The organism is Verrucomicrobiota bacterium (genome assembly GCA_016871495.1).
Classification (GTDB): domain Bacteria; phylum Verrucomicrobiota; class Verrucomicrobiia; order Limisphaerales; family VHDF01; genus VHDF01.
On record VHDF01000008.1, the window covers coordinates 37,596 to 54,499 of the forward strand.

The following is a 16,904-nucleotide window of genomic DNA, read 5'->3' on the forward strand; positions in this document are numbered from 1 at the left end:
CCTCGGAACAGCTTAACCCCTCCCTCATGCCCACTCAGGCCACACTCCTATTCACACTCAGCCTGCTTTCGCCGGTCTTCGCATCATCCGCTCCGATTCGACCTCCACCCAACGTTCTGTTCATCGCCATCGACGATCAAAACGACTGGGTCGGTCCACTCCGCGGCCACCCTCAGGCCAAAACCCCTCATCTCGACCGCCTCGCACGGGAAGGTGTCACTTTTCACAACGCTCATTGCAACGCTCCTCTCTGCAATCCGTCACGCACCAGCCTCCTGCTTGGATTGCGTCCCAGCAGCACCGGGATTTACGGGCTGTCACCCTGGTTTCGATCCGTGCCCTCGCTTCAAGGCCGCCTCACGCTGCCTCAGTGTTTCCAACAGCACGGATACCAAACCCTCACCACGGGCAAAATCTTTCACGGAAGCCCAGGCGGTCTCGCCCAGCGAAAACTCGAGTTTGATGTGTGGGGACCCGAGGGAGGAATCGGCATACGTCCTCCCGCCAAACTCATCGGACCTACCCCCATGGGCAATCATCCCCTCATGGATTGGGGCGCCTTCCCCCACCGCGACGAAGAAAAGGGAGATTACCAAATCGCGAGTTGGGCGGTGGATCGTATCCAATCCCTGGCGCGGGATCGTCCTTTCTTTCTCGCCGTCGGATTTTTCCTCCCGCACGTGCCGTGCTACGTTAGTCCAGCCTGGATGGAACTCGATCCACCGGAGATCCCCCTGCTGCCTGAGATCCTAAAGACGGACCGGGCGGACACACCTCGTTTTTCCTGGCATCTGCACTGGAATCTGCCGGAACCACGACTTCATTGGGTCCGCGAGAATCAACAGTGGGAAAACCTCGTTCGATCCTATCTCGCTTCGACCCGTTTCGTGGACGCGCAGATCGGAAGAATCCTCCAGGCTCTTGACTCCGCGAATCTCGCGAACAACACCTGGGTCGTCCTGTGGAGTGACCACGGATATCATCTCGGTGAGAAAGCGATTACCGGAAAGAACACCCTGTGGGAACGGTCCACTCGCGTTCCTCTGCTCTTTCGAGGGCCGGGCATCCGGCGTGGCGCCGTGTGCCATCAACCGGTGGAACTTCTGGATCTCTATCCGACCCTCGCCGAACTGGCCGGGCTGAAGGCTCCGGGCGACTTGGAGGGACTCAGCCTCCTCCCTCAACTCCGCCATCCTGCCACGCCTCGAAACCGGCCTGCACTCACGACCCATAATCAAGGCAATCACGCGGTTCGAAGCGAACATTGGCGGTTTATCCGGTACGCCGACGGCACCGAGGAACTCTATGACCACCGGACCGATCCCCATGAATGGCATAACCTGGCAAATCGGCCATCGTCTGCGCCCGTTCTCGAACAGCATCGGCGCGCGCTGCCCAAAACGGATCTGCCTCCCGCACCCGGCAGCGCTCATCGCATCCTGACCTTCGACCCTGTCAGCCGCATCGCCACTTGGGAAGGACACCCGATCGAGCCCTTCGCGCCCGTGCCGGATTGATCTTCCCGACCCCGCGATCACGAATTCGGCTTGCAAGTCTCGCGTATCAGGTGCGGCTTGGAAACGAACCCCCATGCCGCTGCATCCACAGGTCGTCGATGGCCGGGTTGTCGTGATAACGCAGACAGCCCTGTCTGCTGTTGCGCAGGCTGCCCAGCCTGCAGGGCGACGAAGGAACCAGGCGCGTGGAGAGCATGGAAGGGCCTCGTTCTTCACCTGCCGGGCCGACGGGCCGTCGGCGATACGGCAGACTGGCCAGCCTGCGCCACACGACAGACAACTTCGGAATGCACGGGCATCACCTCGCCTTCCCTCTCGCCCCGCGAGGCACGAGTGGGGAGAGAGCCGGAGAGAGGGGTGTTCTCAGCCTGCACAGGACATCAGTCAGAAGGAAAAGAATGGCTTCTCACGGAGCCACGAGGGCACGGAGATGGGAGGCTTGCTTGAATCGATGACCCCGTTAAAGCGACGGACTTCGGATCCTTTCTCTCCGTGTCTCCGTGCCTCCGCGAGAGCCTTCCCTCTGCCGGGGCAACTCTGCTCAACCGATTCATGATTTCGCGACCTACCCGCCCATAACGCCTCCGCCTTTGTTTTGTCATGCAGGCTACGCCCTCGGTGCATCCGCACGTTTTCGGGGCGCGCCGTTCACGGCGCTTCCGCTCGAGCCAACCTGCAGCGGCGATCTCCTCCCGTTCTATGGCCCGTCATGGGTGGATGCCTTCGCCCTGACAGCACCCTTGCCCTTTGAACCTGCCATGCCCCTTTGAAGACCCGCCCTGAAGCGGCGTGAACGCCGCGCTCCAGGACAGAATGAGAACTACTGAACGACAGGCGCATCCGCAGGTTATCGCTGACCGGGTTGTCGGGGTAACGCAGACAGCCCTGTCTGCTGTTTCGCAGGCTGCCCAGCCTGCGGGGCGACGAAGGAAACCCGGCACGTGGAGAGTATGGAATGGCCTCGTTCTTCACCCGCCGGGCCGACGGGCAGTCCGCGATACGGCAGGCTGAGCAGCCTGCGCTACACAACAGACCACTTCGTGTGATGCACGGTCTGCCCTGTTTTTGGTTGCTTAGCGCGATCCCACCGCGTAGTTATTTCGACTTAACCCCATGAATAAATTGGACGGCCCTGCAAGCAGTCTCTTGCCGGGCTTTTCTGCTGCATTCCTGGTCGCAAAACAAAACTCAACTCAAGACTCGTCATGAATGGTTCACACGACAGTGCTCCCAGCTCAACCGTCCGGTGCGGCCGCAAATGCCGCATGCCACAAATGGCCGCTCTAACTTTTCTCGTCATCGGCTTAGCCTCATCCATATCGGCTCAGACGGTGCTCTACCAGGAAGGATTTGAGTCCGAGGGCGAGGGCACGCGCTACACGGTCGAAGGCCGCGGTTTCGTGCCGAAGAACGGCCAAGTCAACCCGGTGCCCGGGGGTTCCTCCTACTGGAATCGCAGCACGGAAGTGGTGGCCAAGGGTGAAGTCGTGGGCGTCCCATTTCCCGCACCGGCGCGGCGGGCCGTCATCTCGTTTAACCACCGGCTGGATCCCGCGTCACTCACCTCGGACGGCAAGAAACTCCTCGATTCCGTGATCGGTTGGCTGAGCGCGGGCAAGAAGAACATGGTGATCATGTTCAGCGCTCCACGTGGAACCGGTGAGTCTGACTTGGGAGATATCTACCTCGTCGAGACGTTGACGGCTGCGGGGCATACCGTCATTGACGACGACACCAACGAAGCGCTGGCGGCTCGAATCACGGCCCAAAAGGTGGATTTGATTATCAACTCCAGCACGGGCGGCGATCCGATCCGGTTGGCCACGGCACCCGTGCCTATGTTGTCGTTCGCCCACGATCTCACGGGCGATTTGCTGCTCTCCACGCGCGGACTGATTGACGTCAATCTTGATCCCGGAGTTATCAAGATTGAAAGTGCGGCTCATCCCGTCGCGGCGGGTCTGCCCGCCACGTTTAAGTTCGTCAGCCAAGAACAGCCGTTTGATGCCCCTGGGCTCGGGCTGCCTCCCGGATCCGTGGTCGTGGCTTCGTATCAATACACCAACCCGGAAACCGGAACTGTTGGCACCCGGCCGTTCGTGGTGGTCACCGAGAAGGGGGTGCAACTGCTGGGAGGTCTGATCAGCGGGATGGAAGGCACCGCATTTTGGGCGGGAGCGGACCTCAACGAACCAAATATTTCCGACGGCACCTTTAATACCATTGACACGCCCCGGAGTCTCACGCTCAAAGAAGTCAACGTCGCGGGCAAACCGAAAGTTAAGTTGACCTTCGCCTTGGCGGCGACCGAAGTGGATTTCGATGCCGGAGCGGACGATTTCTTCTCCATCAAGATCGATCCGGACGGCGCCGGGCCTTCTGAGTTCGTTGAGCTTGCTCGATACGGGGCGCCCACCGGTTCTGAGAAGTTTTACATTGAGATGCTCAAGGACGGAGTGGAGAGCAAGGACTACAAGAAAAGGGTCGGAATTGTTGCGAAGGATTTCACTTACGACATTCCGGCCGACGCCACAAAATTGGTCGTGCGATTTGAGTCCAATTCGACCTTCTGGAACGAAATCGTGGCCTTCGACAATATCCGAATCACGTCGGGTGATATCGTGACCAAACCGCCCACTATTGCCTTTGCCGCGGCAGGTGGTGAGGTGACGTTGACGTGGGAGGGAAGCAATTACAACTTGGAGACAACCAGTAGTCTTCCGTCGGGTTGGACCGTGGTTCCGAATGCCACCAGCGGCTACAAAGCGAAAATCAATTCGGGGATCGGTTTCTTCCGCCTGAAATCGAAATAGGACACGGGCTCTCCCGGAGCTCCGCTCCTGGAGTCATCGTGGCATTGTGGTAAGCCGGTCTGCGAGGCAAGAATCCTCGCAGGCCGGTTGTTTTTTCCAGGTTCGCATTCGCGAAACACTAATGGATAGGGAGATCATCGTTGACGTCACCGATTCTATGGTTATTCCGCGGATTGTTTGAGGCGCGAGAAATACTCAAGGACAGAGCATTCACGAGAAATACTCAGGGACAGAGAATTCAAGACGCCCCGAGGGACGGATCGAGAGCTTTTCCATCACTCCGCGCCCTCTGCGTCTCTGCGCGAGGCAATTCACTCATTCATCTTGCTTTTCCTCACGCAGAGGCCGCGAAGGACGCAGAGGACGGAGCGGACCTCGTTCGTGGTGCCCGTAGGCCGTTCGCCTAGCACGGGCACCACCTCGCTTTCCCACTCGCCCCGCGAGGCACGAGTGGGGAGAGAGCCGGAGAGAGGGGAATTCTCAGCCAACCCCTCTCCTCGGTCCTCTCCCCGCTCATTCTTCGCAGGGTGAGGAAGAAATTCCTTGGAGACAGAGATCTCGAATTATATCCAGGTGTGCCGGTTGAAGAGTGCCCTGGTTTCCATTGGGGCCGTTGTGGACTTGCGGTGAGGCATCTTGCTTTTCCTCACGCAGAGGCCGCGAAGGACGCAGAGGACGGAGCGGAGCTCGTTCATGGTGCCCGGAGGCCGTTCGCATAACACGGGCATCACCTCGCCTTCCCTCTCGCCCCGCGAGGCACGAGTGGGGAGAGAGCCGGAGAGAGGGGTGTTGTCAGCCTGCACAGGGCATCAGTCAGAAGGAAAAGAATGACTTCTCACGGAGCCACAAAGGCACGGAGATGGGAGGCTTGCTTGAATCGATGACCCCGTGAGAGCGACGGACTTCGGATCCTTTCTCTCCGTGTCTCTGCCTCCGCGAGAGCCTTCCCGCTGCCGGGGCAACTCTGCTCAACCGGTTCAGGATTTCGCTACCTACCCGGCCATAGCGCCTCCGCCTTTGTTTTGTCATGCAAGCTACGGCTTCGGTGCATCCGCAACGTGTCGGGGCGCGCCGTTCACGGCGCTTCCGCTCGAGCCAACCTGCAGCGGCAATCTCCTCCCGTTCCATGGCCCGCCCTGGGTGGATGCCTTCGCCCTGGCAGCACCCTTGCATGTTGAGCTTGCCATGCCCCTTTGAAGACACGCCCTGAAGCGGCGTGAACGCCGCGCCCCGGCGCTGCCGCGCGCAGCGCCGACAACCTGTGGATGCACCGCCACACCCACACCTTCTCCGATCCACTTTGGACTTTGCTCCCGCCCACGGGCGGTTCATCATCACCAAGTTCCCCGCGATGAATCCTTTCTTTTATCCTGTTTCCATTTGAAACTCTGAATCAACTCCATGTCGCCTGCCGATTCCAATTCCACCGTGGACCCCCAGGCTCTCCGTCGCAAAGTCGCCTGGCGAATCCTGCCCTGGGTGTTTCTGCTCTACATCGTGGCCTACCTGGACCGCGCCAACGTCGGATTCGCCAAGTTGCGCATGAAGGAGGACCTCCGCTTTTCCGAGGAAGTTTTTGGATTCGGGCTGGGCATTTTCTTCATTGGCTATCTCATCCTCGAAATTCCAGGAGCCCTGCTCGTTGAACGCTGGAGCGCTCGAAAGTGGTTCGCGCGGATTCTGATCACTTGGGGGTTTATCTCGGCACTGACGGCATTCGTCCGCACCCCGATGGAATTCTACATGGTGCGTTTTCTCCTCGGGGTGGCGGAAGCGGGATTCTTTCCGGGCATCATCGTCTATTTCACGCACTGGTTTCCCGGTGCCGAGCGGGGACGCGCTCTGTCGGGCCTCGTGATGGCCGTGCCCTTCAGCCTGGCCATGGGTGCTCCCGTGTCCGCGCTCCTGCTTGATGTCGGTTGGCTCGGACTCGCCGGTTGGAAGTGGATGTTCATCGTGGAAGGTTTGCCCGCTGTGGCCCTTGGCATCGCGACCCTGACTTTCATGACCGACCGGCCACGCCACGCCCAATGGCTCACCCCCGCGGAACGAGACTACCTCGAAGGCGTGCTGGAAGCGGAGGCGAAAGCCAAGGAAGCCTCCGGCAAATCGACCATCAGGCAGGCGTTGAAGCAGTCGAATGTGTGGCTGCTCGCCCTGGGCATTTTTGCCACCAACACCGGCGGCTATGCCCTCGCCTTCTGGCTTCCTACCACCGTCAAAAACGTCTCCGGGGGTTCAGACCAGGCAGCCTTGTTTTACAGCGGACTCTTCTATTCGTTCGGGTTGTTGAGTGTCTTTTTGTCAGGGCGTTCCTCGGACCGCCTTGGTGACCGCAAGTGGCACTGTGTCGCTGGTCAATTCGCCACGGGGGTTTTCCTCGCGTGCAGCGCGATTCCCGGACAAAGCTTTCCGGTGGTCATGGCATGGCTTTGCGCGACGGGATTTGCGGGCTACTTCTGGCCCTCGCCCTTCTGGGCGCTGCCCACCCTAACCTTGACGGCCTCCGCCGCGGCCGTCTCGATCGGCTTCATCAACATGTGCGCCAATCTGGCCGGCTACCTGGGCAACCATTTCACCGGATGGCTGCGTTCCCAGCAGGCGTCCGAGAACCAGTGCCTGCTCTTTCTCGCCGCCTGCTACCTGCTCGGCGGCATCATCACGGCCTTCGTCCGCGTCCCTTCGCGCAACGGAAGAGGGTAATAATTGTTGCATCGTTACCTCCACATAGGGTCATCCCTATGTTAAGAAACCCATGGACAGACAGTTCGCAAGAAACTCCAGTGCAACACCAGTTGGAAATCAGACGGTTGGGTAAATACGTGATTAGGGTTGCCGTCGCCGTGTTAGTCACTTTGGCATTCTGCTTTCTTTGTCGGTGTTTGGCACTGTTGCCTGATTCCGTGCAGTTCCTCCTAAAGGGTGCCAAGTTGAGCCCTGCGACGTTGCTTGCGTGTCATGTAATTCCGGTAGAGGGAATCGCAGTCTTCGGCTTCCCTGCGGTAATCTGGATCACCTTTTCCTGGTCTAAAAACATGGATGTGAAGACTGGCGTGGCACTTACTGTTGCCTCGGTTGTGCTGTCCTGTACACTTCAAATAATTTATGAGCTGGCGAGCAGTATGGCTGTTCCTGCTGTTCCGCGTTCGGATCCCAATTCCACTCGCATAGTTTTGAATTGGCTTTGCGTCGCATCGCTCTGGGGCGTGGCGGTCTTAGATATCGCCTCGTCGCTTCAAGAAAGAGGTGTGCTGTCTGGTAAGTGAGGATTGAGCTCCGACTCCCAACTAACTTGATGCCCAAGTTCCTCACCATTCCGCACCCCGACCCGGCGGAGTTTTCTTGCTAGAAACGGCAATTCAGCAGCGCCGAGATGCGCAAAAGCTTCACTGGCAAAGACCTGCCGAAAGTTGAGGTGGATACACAAGGTGATCCATCCGTACATCCAGAGGATGTCGGTGACCGGGTTGTCGTGCTACCGCAGACAGCCCTGTCTGCTGTGTCGCAGGCTGCCCAGCGTGCGGGGCGACGAAGGGAACCCGGCGCGTGGAGAGCATGGAATCGCCTCGTTCTTCACCCGCCGGCCCACAGGGCCGACGGGCCGTCGGCCATACGGCAGGCGGGGTAGCCTGCGCCACACGACAGACCACTTCGGGATGGTCCGGTTGTTCGCAGCTCGTGCGAGTTCTTGATCGCAGGATCATTGAACCTACGCAAGGGAGCCGGGCCAGTATCCGCCTGGCCTTTATGGGCGCGACTGCGGCTTGAGGCTGGACCAATCCGAGTTCATGATGGGAAAAACGGAAATGGTCCATGTCCTCTGAACGTGTTTTTCCTCTGGATCCGGAGCCCCTCGTCCCTTCGGCCTCAAGATTTGCCGAAAGTGAGAAACCCGGGCAGAATCCTCCCATGTCCAGCGCGATGAACCTCGACGACGTGATGAAGGAGCTCGCCGCGAAGGCGAATCCCCAATGCAAGCGCACCTACCTGCGTCACGGTGCCGCTGAGCCCCTCTTCGGTGTCCGCATTGGCGATCTCAAACCGTTGCAAAAGAAGCTGAAGGGCCGGCAGGAACTCGCGCTGGAACTTTTTGCCACCGGGAATTCAGACGCCATGTACCTGGCGGGCCTCATCGCCGACGGCTCGCGAATGACGCGCCAGCAACTCGACCGATGGGCGTCCGGCGCGACGTGGCATATGATTGCCGGATATTCCGTCGCGTGGTTCGCCGCCGAGCACCCTTTGGCCGTCGAAATCGCCAGCCAATGGATCGACTCACCCAAGGAATGCGTCGCGATCGCGGGCAGGTCCACGCTGGGTTCGGTTCTGGCCACCGTGCCCGATGAACGCCTTCCGATCAAGGAACTCTCCGCCGCGCTCGACCGATGCGCGAAGTCCATCAAGACCGCGCCCAACCGGGTCCGCTACGCGATGAATCATTTCGTGATCTGCGTCGGCACCTACGTGCAGCCATTGGGTGACAAGGCCCTCGCCACCGCGCGCAAGATCGGTCAGGTGGAAGTGGACATGGGCCAGACCGACTGTCAGGTGCCCGACGCGGAAAGTTACATTCTGAAGTCCCGGCGAGGAGCGCCCATCGCGCCGAAACGCAAGACCACGCGTTGCTAGGGAATCGTGCGGATCAGGCCAAAGCTGCATCCGCCAACGCCAGACTCGCGTCGATGCCTTCGACGATGAAATCAATTTCATCCCGCGTGACCACGAGAGGCGGGACAACCCAAATGCCAAATTTGTCCGACGGCACGTAGATGCGGCGTTCTTCAAGGAGAAACCGGGAGATGTCTTGCATCACGGTGGGCAGGTACTTCTCCGTGGCCCGCCGTAGCGGCGTTCGTTTCTTGCGGTCCTTCACCAAATCAAGGGTCCAAAAAAGCCCCAAACCGCGGACATCACCGACGGAAGGATGCCGACTCGCCATGGCTCGCAATCGTTCCCCGAGGTAGCGCCCCAACTCCTCCGCCCGCTCCACGAGTCGCTCCTCGAAGAGCACGCGGAGGCTCTCCAGAGCGGCCGCGCAGGACAACGCGTGGCCGGAAAAGCTCAGCCCATGGCCGAAGATGTGCCGTTCGAACACCCTGGAGACCTTCTCACTGAAAATCGTTGCGGCCAAAGGACAGTAGGCCCCAAGCGCCTTTCCCATCACGATGATGTCCGGCTCCACCTCGTCGTGCTGGATCGCGAGAAACTTGCCCGTCCTTCCCAGGCCGGTCATCGTTTCATCGGCGATCAGCAGCAGCCCCCATCGATCACACAAGTCCCGCAACCCGTGCAAATATCCGGCCGGTGGAGGAATGATGCCGTTGCTTCCCACCACAGGCTCGATCAGAAAGGCCGCCACCCGGGCATTCCCTCCCTCCTGTTCCACCATGTAATCGAGATACTGCAAATGCCGTTCGACGCCTTCCGCTCCTTCACCAAAGTAAGGCCGGTAATCTCCGGCCTCGGGAGCGAACACAAATCCTGGCGCGGCGGCCGGCTCCAAAAACCAGCGGCGTGGGTCACCACTGGCGGAGGAGGCACCGAAAGACGACCCATGCCAGGATCGATAGCGGGAAATAATTTTGTAAGGAAAGGGATACGGCAGCGACGCGTCCGTATGCGAGGGAGGGGTTCCAAAAGTTTCCGCGTATCGAAACATGCGGGCGCCCTTGATCGCCGCTTCCACCGCGGAGGCTCCGCTCTGTGAAAAAAACACCCGCTTGCGAGGTGAACCTGGAGTCAACCGCGCCAATTCCGCCGCCAAAGCCGCGGTGGGCTCCGTGGCAAAATCATCCGTGACATACACCACGGACTCCATCTGGCGCCGCATGGCCTCCAACACGCGAGGATGGTTGAATCCCAAATTGATGCACTCGTGGGCGCTGCGCAGATCGAAGATGCGCCGCCCCTCCACGGTCGTGATCCAGCAACCGGAGGTACTGGCCACGGGGATGGGACGCGCCTGCCCTTGCCGCGACCAGCACTGCATGACATGCGCCGACTGGAGCTCAGCAAACGATTCGGTGTGCATACGCCGAACCCTCCGAATCCCACCCAGGCTTGGCAAGTCTGGAAGTCAACCCCGCAACTTCTGCGGCGCATCCCGATGTTGCCGGTGATGCAGGTAGGGCGCGTCCGTCCCGGCGCGCCGCCGGAGCATGATGTTTTGCATCCAGTGGGCGGCGGGCTGGGACAGGCCCGCCCTACCAACAACATCGGGACGCACGGCAACTTCTGGAAACAACCTCCCCAATCTCAGAACTCCTGACCTGTCGTGGAATCGGGTTGAGCCCGCTTGGCGGTAGATGAGGTCAGGAGATCGGAAGAATCGTTTCGGTTAGGTAAGCAAGCCCGCCTTCAATCCCAAAGGGATTGTGTCCTCCAGCCCAAGGTTGCGAGGAACGAGCTACCTTGGGTTGCCGTTTGGAATTCAATTCAACCGCAACGCGGTTGTGGCTTTACCCCGCCAAACGGAAATAGGTTTTCGTCACAACCCCGTTGGGGTTGGTTTCCATGGGCGAACCGTGACCCAAGGTAGCTCGTTTCTCGCAACCTTGGGCTCCGGGACGGAATCCCTTCGGGATTCTTGGCCGGACGAGTTTGAGTTGCGTTACGTCGGTTGCAAAGGGTTTAACTTCAAAACGGCAATTGCCCTTCATGAATCCTCGCAAGGTCCTGGCGATAAAGCCAATTCGATTCACTCACCAGATCCATCAAGGATAGGCCTCGTGCTTCGTTATGTCTTTCTCATCCAGGCCTTTTCAAATCTTTGCCTCGCACAACTGTCGTTCTAAGGATTCTCTTCCCGGCTCATTGTCGTTCCACTCCCCCTTCCCTCCGCTTCGAGGTCAGGAGGTCTGATCCGGATAATTCATACTGAGCTTGAATCCGCGACAGTGTGCCGCGTGAGGGCACGCGGCCTACAATCGCGCCTGCCTCTGTGTTTGTAGGCCCGGTGTCCTCACCGGGCGTCCCGTTCATGAAATATGCGGTCTGAGTCTACCCGTCCAGCGCCGACTCCACTTCCCGAGCCAGTAACTGCTGACGTGCGGCATGCAACCGGCGCATCGCGACCCTCGCCACTCGCTTCATGAGCTCATAACCGAACTCATGATCGCGTTCCGCGGTCACGAGCAAATGTCCTCCGTTCAAAATCAAAGCCTGGACGGGTTCCAATGCACGCGCTTGAAACTGCCAGGCGAACGGAGGAAAAAGCCACGACCACCCAAGGGCTTCGCCTGCTTCCACATTTTGAATCGTGACCGTCCCGTCCGCGGGTTGGTGAGCTTCCACGGAAACCCTGCCACTCTCAATGAGGTAGAAGGAACTCGCGGGCTCGCCTTGCCGAAACAGAACGTGATTGGGTGGGAATTTCGCTTCGCGCGCACCGGTGGCCAGTTCTTGCAATAGCCGGGCATCCATCCCTGCGCAGAACGGATGCTGCGCGATTCTTTCCGCCATGGTTTTCATTGGGGGGCCTTTCGATTCCATAGGACTGCTCCATGCTCACGACCATCGTGTATTTCAGTGTAAAACCGCGTGCAGCGCCGGGGACGATTCCCGCACTTTGCGCACCCAACGGCTGAAAATGTCACGGGTCATTTCGCGGCATTCTCCGGCTTCCGCCGACTCGTTGACGGTGTGATCTGCCGGCAGCCAGTCGGCACGGACGTGACGTTCCTTCGCCGTCAAACTAACCGGCCGCAAGAATGACTTGAGCTCCACCAGAAGCCTGCGACCCGGTTCGTCATGCATGGCTTGGGCCTCCGCCACCAGTTCGAAAGTCTCGCCATTCAACTGAACGCAACCAAGGGCTTCGCACGTGTCGATCACATGTTTCATATCCGCCCGCAGCCTTCCACCGAGCCGTATCCGCCACCTCCCAAAGCTTGGGAAGGATGCACCGGATTTTGCGGGATCCTTCGAGCCCCCCTCTACTCCAGCTCAAACCGAAGGCGCCAGTAACCGGCGCGGGCTCCCGGAGCCGGGGACGCATCGACGGACGCCCGAAAAGCATCCATCACCCTTCCATCCGGCAAGGGGGTTGTGGCCGCCAGTTTCAACCCCGCGCCAGCCAATGACCAGGTGGACAGGTCGAAGCTGTGCTCCCAAACCATTCGCACGCCTTGAATTCCCGGTTGCCTCACGAATCTCAATTCAAGATGAGGCAAGCCGTCCACCCGGACAACCACGGCCTGAACAGAGTCTCGCGAATGGGGATTCTCCGGATCCGTGCCGGAGAGAAACTCCGTCAAATCAGTGGCCCCGTCTCCATCACCATCCCGCGCCGGTTCACCTTGAAATCGGGGAGATCCCGTGCCGGACACTCCCGGCGTTCCTCCCGATCTTGCGCTCGCGGTCCAGCTCCCAGGGTTGTTCCAATCATCCCCCGCTTTGGGATGCTTGATGACGTAGCTCTTGCCCTCGGCCAAAGCCTCGTCTGGCCATAAACTGGTGTCATTGTACTGAAACTCCTGGATCACTTCCCCACGGGCGTCCCTCCAGATCAAAGTCTCACCTCCATTGTCCAACCGCCCCGCGTACTGCCCCAGAATGTTTCCCGCCGGAACGTGCGGATTCCTCATCTCAAAAGCGCGCCGATCGGCTACGAGCACACGGGATTCTCCCGGGCCGAGAAATCGAGCACCCGCGGCGGCGTGATCAAAGGCGAACGAAACGCCCTTGGTCAACGAAACCCCCTTCAGATCGACCGTGTGGACCGACACATTCATCAACTCCAGGAACTCGAATTGAGAGGCTTCAACCAGTCCCGCGCGCTTCTCCTCCTCACTCAGTTCTGCGGGTTGAAACATCAGTTCAGAAATAACAACGTTCCCCCGCTTCGCGGGAACAGGCCCGACCAGATACGCTTCCTCCAGCAGCGGAGACCACTGATTCTGAACCAAGGTCCTCGCCTTGAGCACGCGCGAGCGATCCAGCAAGATCGGGGAGCTGTATCGCGTAGCGGCCGGGGACACCACGCCGCCGGGACGACGCGGATCCGATCCATCCAGGGTGTAGTAAATCGTTCCTTGCGGGTATTGCACTCCAGCCGCCACACGTTGAAATGGAGAGATCGAAATCTCCACAGGCGCGTCAAGAATGCCTCCCCTTCGACTGGGTTGCGGCGGACGAAGCACGGTGTTTAACGTGCGAAGGCTTTGATCATCGAGCCACTCCAACCTCTGCCGCAGCCAGTTCCTCATATAACCCACTTCAGCCTGCCACGTCCTCAAGGTTGTGGCCGCGGCTGGATTAGGCCAATCCCTCACGCCCAAACCAGGCCAGCGCCTGAAATGGCGAGCCACGGGGTTTTGGATGTTCGCCGGGGCCCGATTGCTGATGGCTCCCTCATAGCCGTCCAACAGCGTCTTCATGTATCCGTCGATGGTCGAGGTAATCCGTTCCTCGGAGAGGATTTCCCGCCGCCATTCCCAATACCGGTCCCAATGCGCAAGTCGATACTCCGGGTCGTTATGCAACCTCGGATAATAATTCTGCCCCACTCCGCCCGCGATATCGTAGAGCCATCCCGAGAATCGATCGCCGGTGGCGTAATCCGCGTTGCCCAGGGAAATATTGAAATCCCACAACGGCCCGGATCGCAACCGGCCCGCGCGATCCTTGTGGAAATACGTGCTGAAAACGTATCCGTCCACCTGCTTGGCCACCTCGAGCATCCACTGGGCGTCGATGAAGGTGTCCGGGTCTAGATAAGCCCGATACCCGGCAGTGCTGTCACGAAAATTGGACCCCATCAAAGCCGTTTCAAACGAGGACAAAAATCCTCTCAGATAATTGAGCTGAGCGGGATTGATCTGATCCGGATCAAAACTTTGCAACGGCATGTTGAACCTCGGCGTGGTCCAGCGCGTCTTGACGGGATCCTCCTTGTCCTTTCGAAAAATGTATCCTCCTGTAATCAATTCAGGATCGGTCGTCTTCGAATTCAAGTTCTCCAATGGAACCCGATCCTTCCCGCGCTTCATTTTCTCCATCAGCACATAGATGCCCCGGTAACTCCCATAACCCACCTTGCCGCTCGCCGGGTTGGATTGATGGAAAAAGAGCTCCACAAAACGCGTCCGCATCGCCGTCCCATCCTGTCCGCGCATGCTTCGCATCCAATCGAACACCAGCTTGTTCCGCATCAAGGTCTTCTCGCTCCAGGGACCGTAAAGAATCCAATCCGATTCCTCCGGCATGCCCGCCAGGGAAGCATCCAAATCCTTTCCCTCTTCGTCCCGCAACTCCAAGGCATAACTCTTCTGGCCAAAGCCGGAAGAGCTTTCACCACGCACGTGCGCTCCCGCCGGACCCGCGTAATCCGGCGGTCCTCTTAATGAAGCCCGCCCGGTCACAGGGTCAGGACTCAACACCACGGCATAGACCGGTCGGAATGGATTCGAACCACCACTCGATCCGTCCACTCCAAAACCAAACGATTCGAGAAACACTAGCGGCAGGTTCGAGTCGAAAACTCGCTCGCTTCCGTTATAGCGGGTCAATGTTTCGTCCAAGAAAACAAAAGTTCTCCCCGTGATCCTGCCCGGCAAGTATCCGGGCGCGTAAGCCCGGGCACGCACCATGGTCAACCGCTGAAGTGCGATCGGCCCTGAATAAATCGCCGAGGACGGACCGGGTTCTGTTCGATCCAAGGTGTAGCGAATGACCAATCCAGGAACAGGAGAGGACTCAAGGACCAAGTGGACCGCTGAATCCAAAAGTACCCCGGCGTGGGAAAACTGAACTTCGGGAGCAAATCCCTTTTCCTGAGGTATTGACACATTAACGGCCCCTGGAGACGGGGGGAACATATGGCCTCGCAGCCTCGAATTCGCGTGCTCCCCAAAACTGGCACCTCGATCCTGTGGCCCATACTCCATGAAACTCTGGATGGTCTGCCCATCAGGCCGCACCAGCGCCAGAAACCCACCCTGAGGAGACAGCTCAAAGGATGCGTGCAGAAAACGATTCGTAGCCAGACTGCGGTTTCTGCCCGACGCGAACACCACCTGGTAGCTGTAAGGCGACATCACCAAACTCGGTATTTTCCAACGAGTGAGGTTGGACCGGGAATCCGTCACGAACCAACCGGTCAGGTCCACACTCGACTCCGACCCGTTGAGCAACTCGAACCAGGAAGGCGTTTTCGCAAATTCATCCTCAAAATCCGAGTTGACCGCCGCGAGTTCGGATACGATGGGACCTCCCCGGTCCACCACCGGCACGACTTGAGTCGTCGCCCGCAGGTTATCGATGGCCAAGTCCATCGTCCGAGTCGTTGTGCGAGCCGTGAAACCGAATTGGTCTCCGAGCCGCGGATTAAACCCCGGCAGCACCAAATCACTGCAAACCACTTTCCCATCGTAGGTGACATCCAATCCAAACTCGTCCCACCGGATCGAAAGCGGTCGGAAGAGCATCTCGTAAACGAAGACCCGCGGAAACTTGGCCGCGAGCACGCCCCCAACCGAGACGACGATGGCTGAGTTCCCCGTCTCTTCGTCGAAAGGGTCGAAAGCCAGCGTCATCCCACCCGGCAGGGGCGCGAATCCGCCCTCGCCTGTGCCGGCGTCGAGAGGCAATTTTCCCAAACTGATGGACCACCCTTCCCCTGTTTCCTGATCGTCGGGACGATTCATCCCGATCGTGCAGCTCAATTCGAAAGAGCGCATCACTCCGTTGGGATCGAGCACGGGCAGTCGAAACGCCGCAGCGCTATGTTCCACACTCCGGTGCGAGAGCCATAAAGCGCGATTCACTACTTTGCCGAGAACCGCCGCCCCACCATCCCTCCGTTCCACAGTCACCGAGGAACCATCCGAAAGTTCGCCTGTGCCATCGGCATACTCGAAAGTTTGCGCGCCGCCCGCGCCAGGATAAACCCCGGCGTAATCATCAAAACTCAGAAAGAGAAGGAGGACCCAACTCCACGCGAACACTCGAAACCAACTCAGGCCTCCCCGGGCAGATTTGTTCCGCGGACTCAAGTCCGAGTCGGAGTCCTCCTCACGAAGGCAGGACACCGTTGCGACGCGCATCTCGTGCATGACTCCTACCATCCGGCAACTCCTCGAACCTGGAAAGGAATTCCTGCCGCTTGGAATGAATTCAACCGCAACGCGGTTGTGGCTTTAACCTGCCAAACAGAAATAGGTTTTCATCACAACCTCGTTGGGTTTGGTTTCCATGGGCGAACCGTGACCCAAGGTAGCTCGTTCCTCGCAACCTTGGGCTCACGGACGGAATCCCGTTGGGATGCTTGAGGTGCTCGACATGCCTGTCCTGGTGTATTCTTACGCATCAAAGCGAGTGGAACCCATCGGGCGATCAGGAGCGCGGCGTTTACGCCGTTCCAGGATGTGATGGCATGGGCGCTTGGCATGTTCAAGGTGCGAGGTTTGTTGGAAGAGCAAACCCTCCCTGCCGTCCCCGAAAAGTCCAAGACCTCCTCTTCCCGGCTCATTTTCGTTCCACTCCCCACCCTTCCCTCCGCTTCGAGATTCGGAGGTCTGAAGCTTCAAACTACACCGTCTTTCATCAACCGCCCTCCACCCTTGCTCAAAAGCTC

General features: G+C 59.0%; 8 protein-coding genes. 4 read left to right on the top strand and 4 right to left on the bottom strand.

Features of this window, described 5'->3' with window-relative positions; genetic code table 11:
• The first annotated feature begins 26 nt into the window (after positions 1-26).
• The 4 genes from FJ404_03275 (at position 27) to FJ404_03290 (ending at position 8,959) form a co-directional block, all read left to right on the top strand.
• Entirely contained in the window at positions 27-1,517 is a 1,491-nt protein-coding gene (locus FJ404_03275) for a sulfatase (GenBank protein MBM3821905.1), read from the top strand.
• Between the two features lie 1,274 nt (positions 1,518-2,791).
• Complete coding sequence (locus tag FJ404_03280) at positions 2,792-4,330, top strand: hypothetical protein (GenBank protein ID MBM3821906.1); 1,539 nt, start codon at positions 2,792-2,794, stop codon at positions 4,328-4,330.
• Positions 4,331-5,731: 1,401 nt separating this feature from the next.
• Complete coding sequence (locus tag FJ404_03285; GenBank protein ID MBM3821907.1) at positions 5,732-7,033, top strand: MFS transporter; 1,302 nt, start codon at positions 5,732-5,734, stop codon at positions 7,031-7,033.
• 1,218 nt (positions 7,034-8,251) lie between these two features.
• Positions 8,252-8,959 carry a DNA alkylation repair protein gene (locus tag FJ404_03290; protein ID MBM3821908.1) on the top strand — a complete coding sequence of 236 codons (708 nt, stop codon included), beginning with the start codon at positions 8,252-8,254 and terminating at the stop codon, positions 8,957-8,959.
• Between the two features lie 13 nt (positions 8,960-8,972).
• On the opposite strand, the gene FJ404_03295 is transcribed toward FJ404_03290, so the two are convergent.
• From FJ404_03295 to FJ404_03310, 4 genes are all read right to left on the bottom strand, one after another.
• Complete coding sequence (locus FJ404_03295) at positions 8,973-10,361, bottom strand: aspartate aminotransferase family protein (protein MBM3821909.1); 1,389 nt, start codon at positions 10,359-10,361, stop codon at positions 8,973-8,975.
• A 968-nt stretch (positions 10,362-11,329) separates the two neighbouring features.
• Positions 11,330-11,821 carry a cyclic nucleotide-binding domain-containing protein gene (locus FJ404_03300; protein MBM3821910.1) on the bottom strand — a complete coding sequence of 164 codons (492 nt, stop codon included), beginning with the start codon at positions 11,819-11,821 and terminating at the stop codon, positions 11,330-11,332.
• A gap of 33 nt (positions 11,822-11,854) precedes the next feature.
• Positions 11,855-12,172 carry a hypothetical protein gene (locus FJ404_03305; protein MBM3821911.1) on the bottom strand — a complete coding sequence of 106 codons (318 nt, stop codon included), beginning with the start codon at positions 12,170-12,172 and terminating at the stop codon, positions 11,855-11,857.
• A gap of 92 nt (positions 12,173-12,264) precedes the next feature.
• Positions 12,265-16,395: a hypothetical protein gene (locus FJ404_03310; GenBank protein ID MBM3821912.1), complete on the bottom strand. Its 4,131-nt coding sequence runs from the start codon at positions 16,393-16,395 to the stop codon at positions 12,265-12,267.
• Positions 16,396-16,904 lie beyond the last annotated feature (509 nt).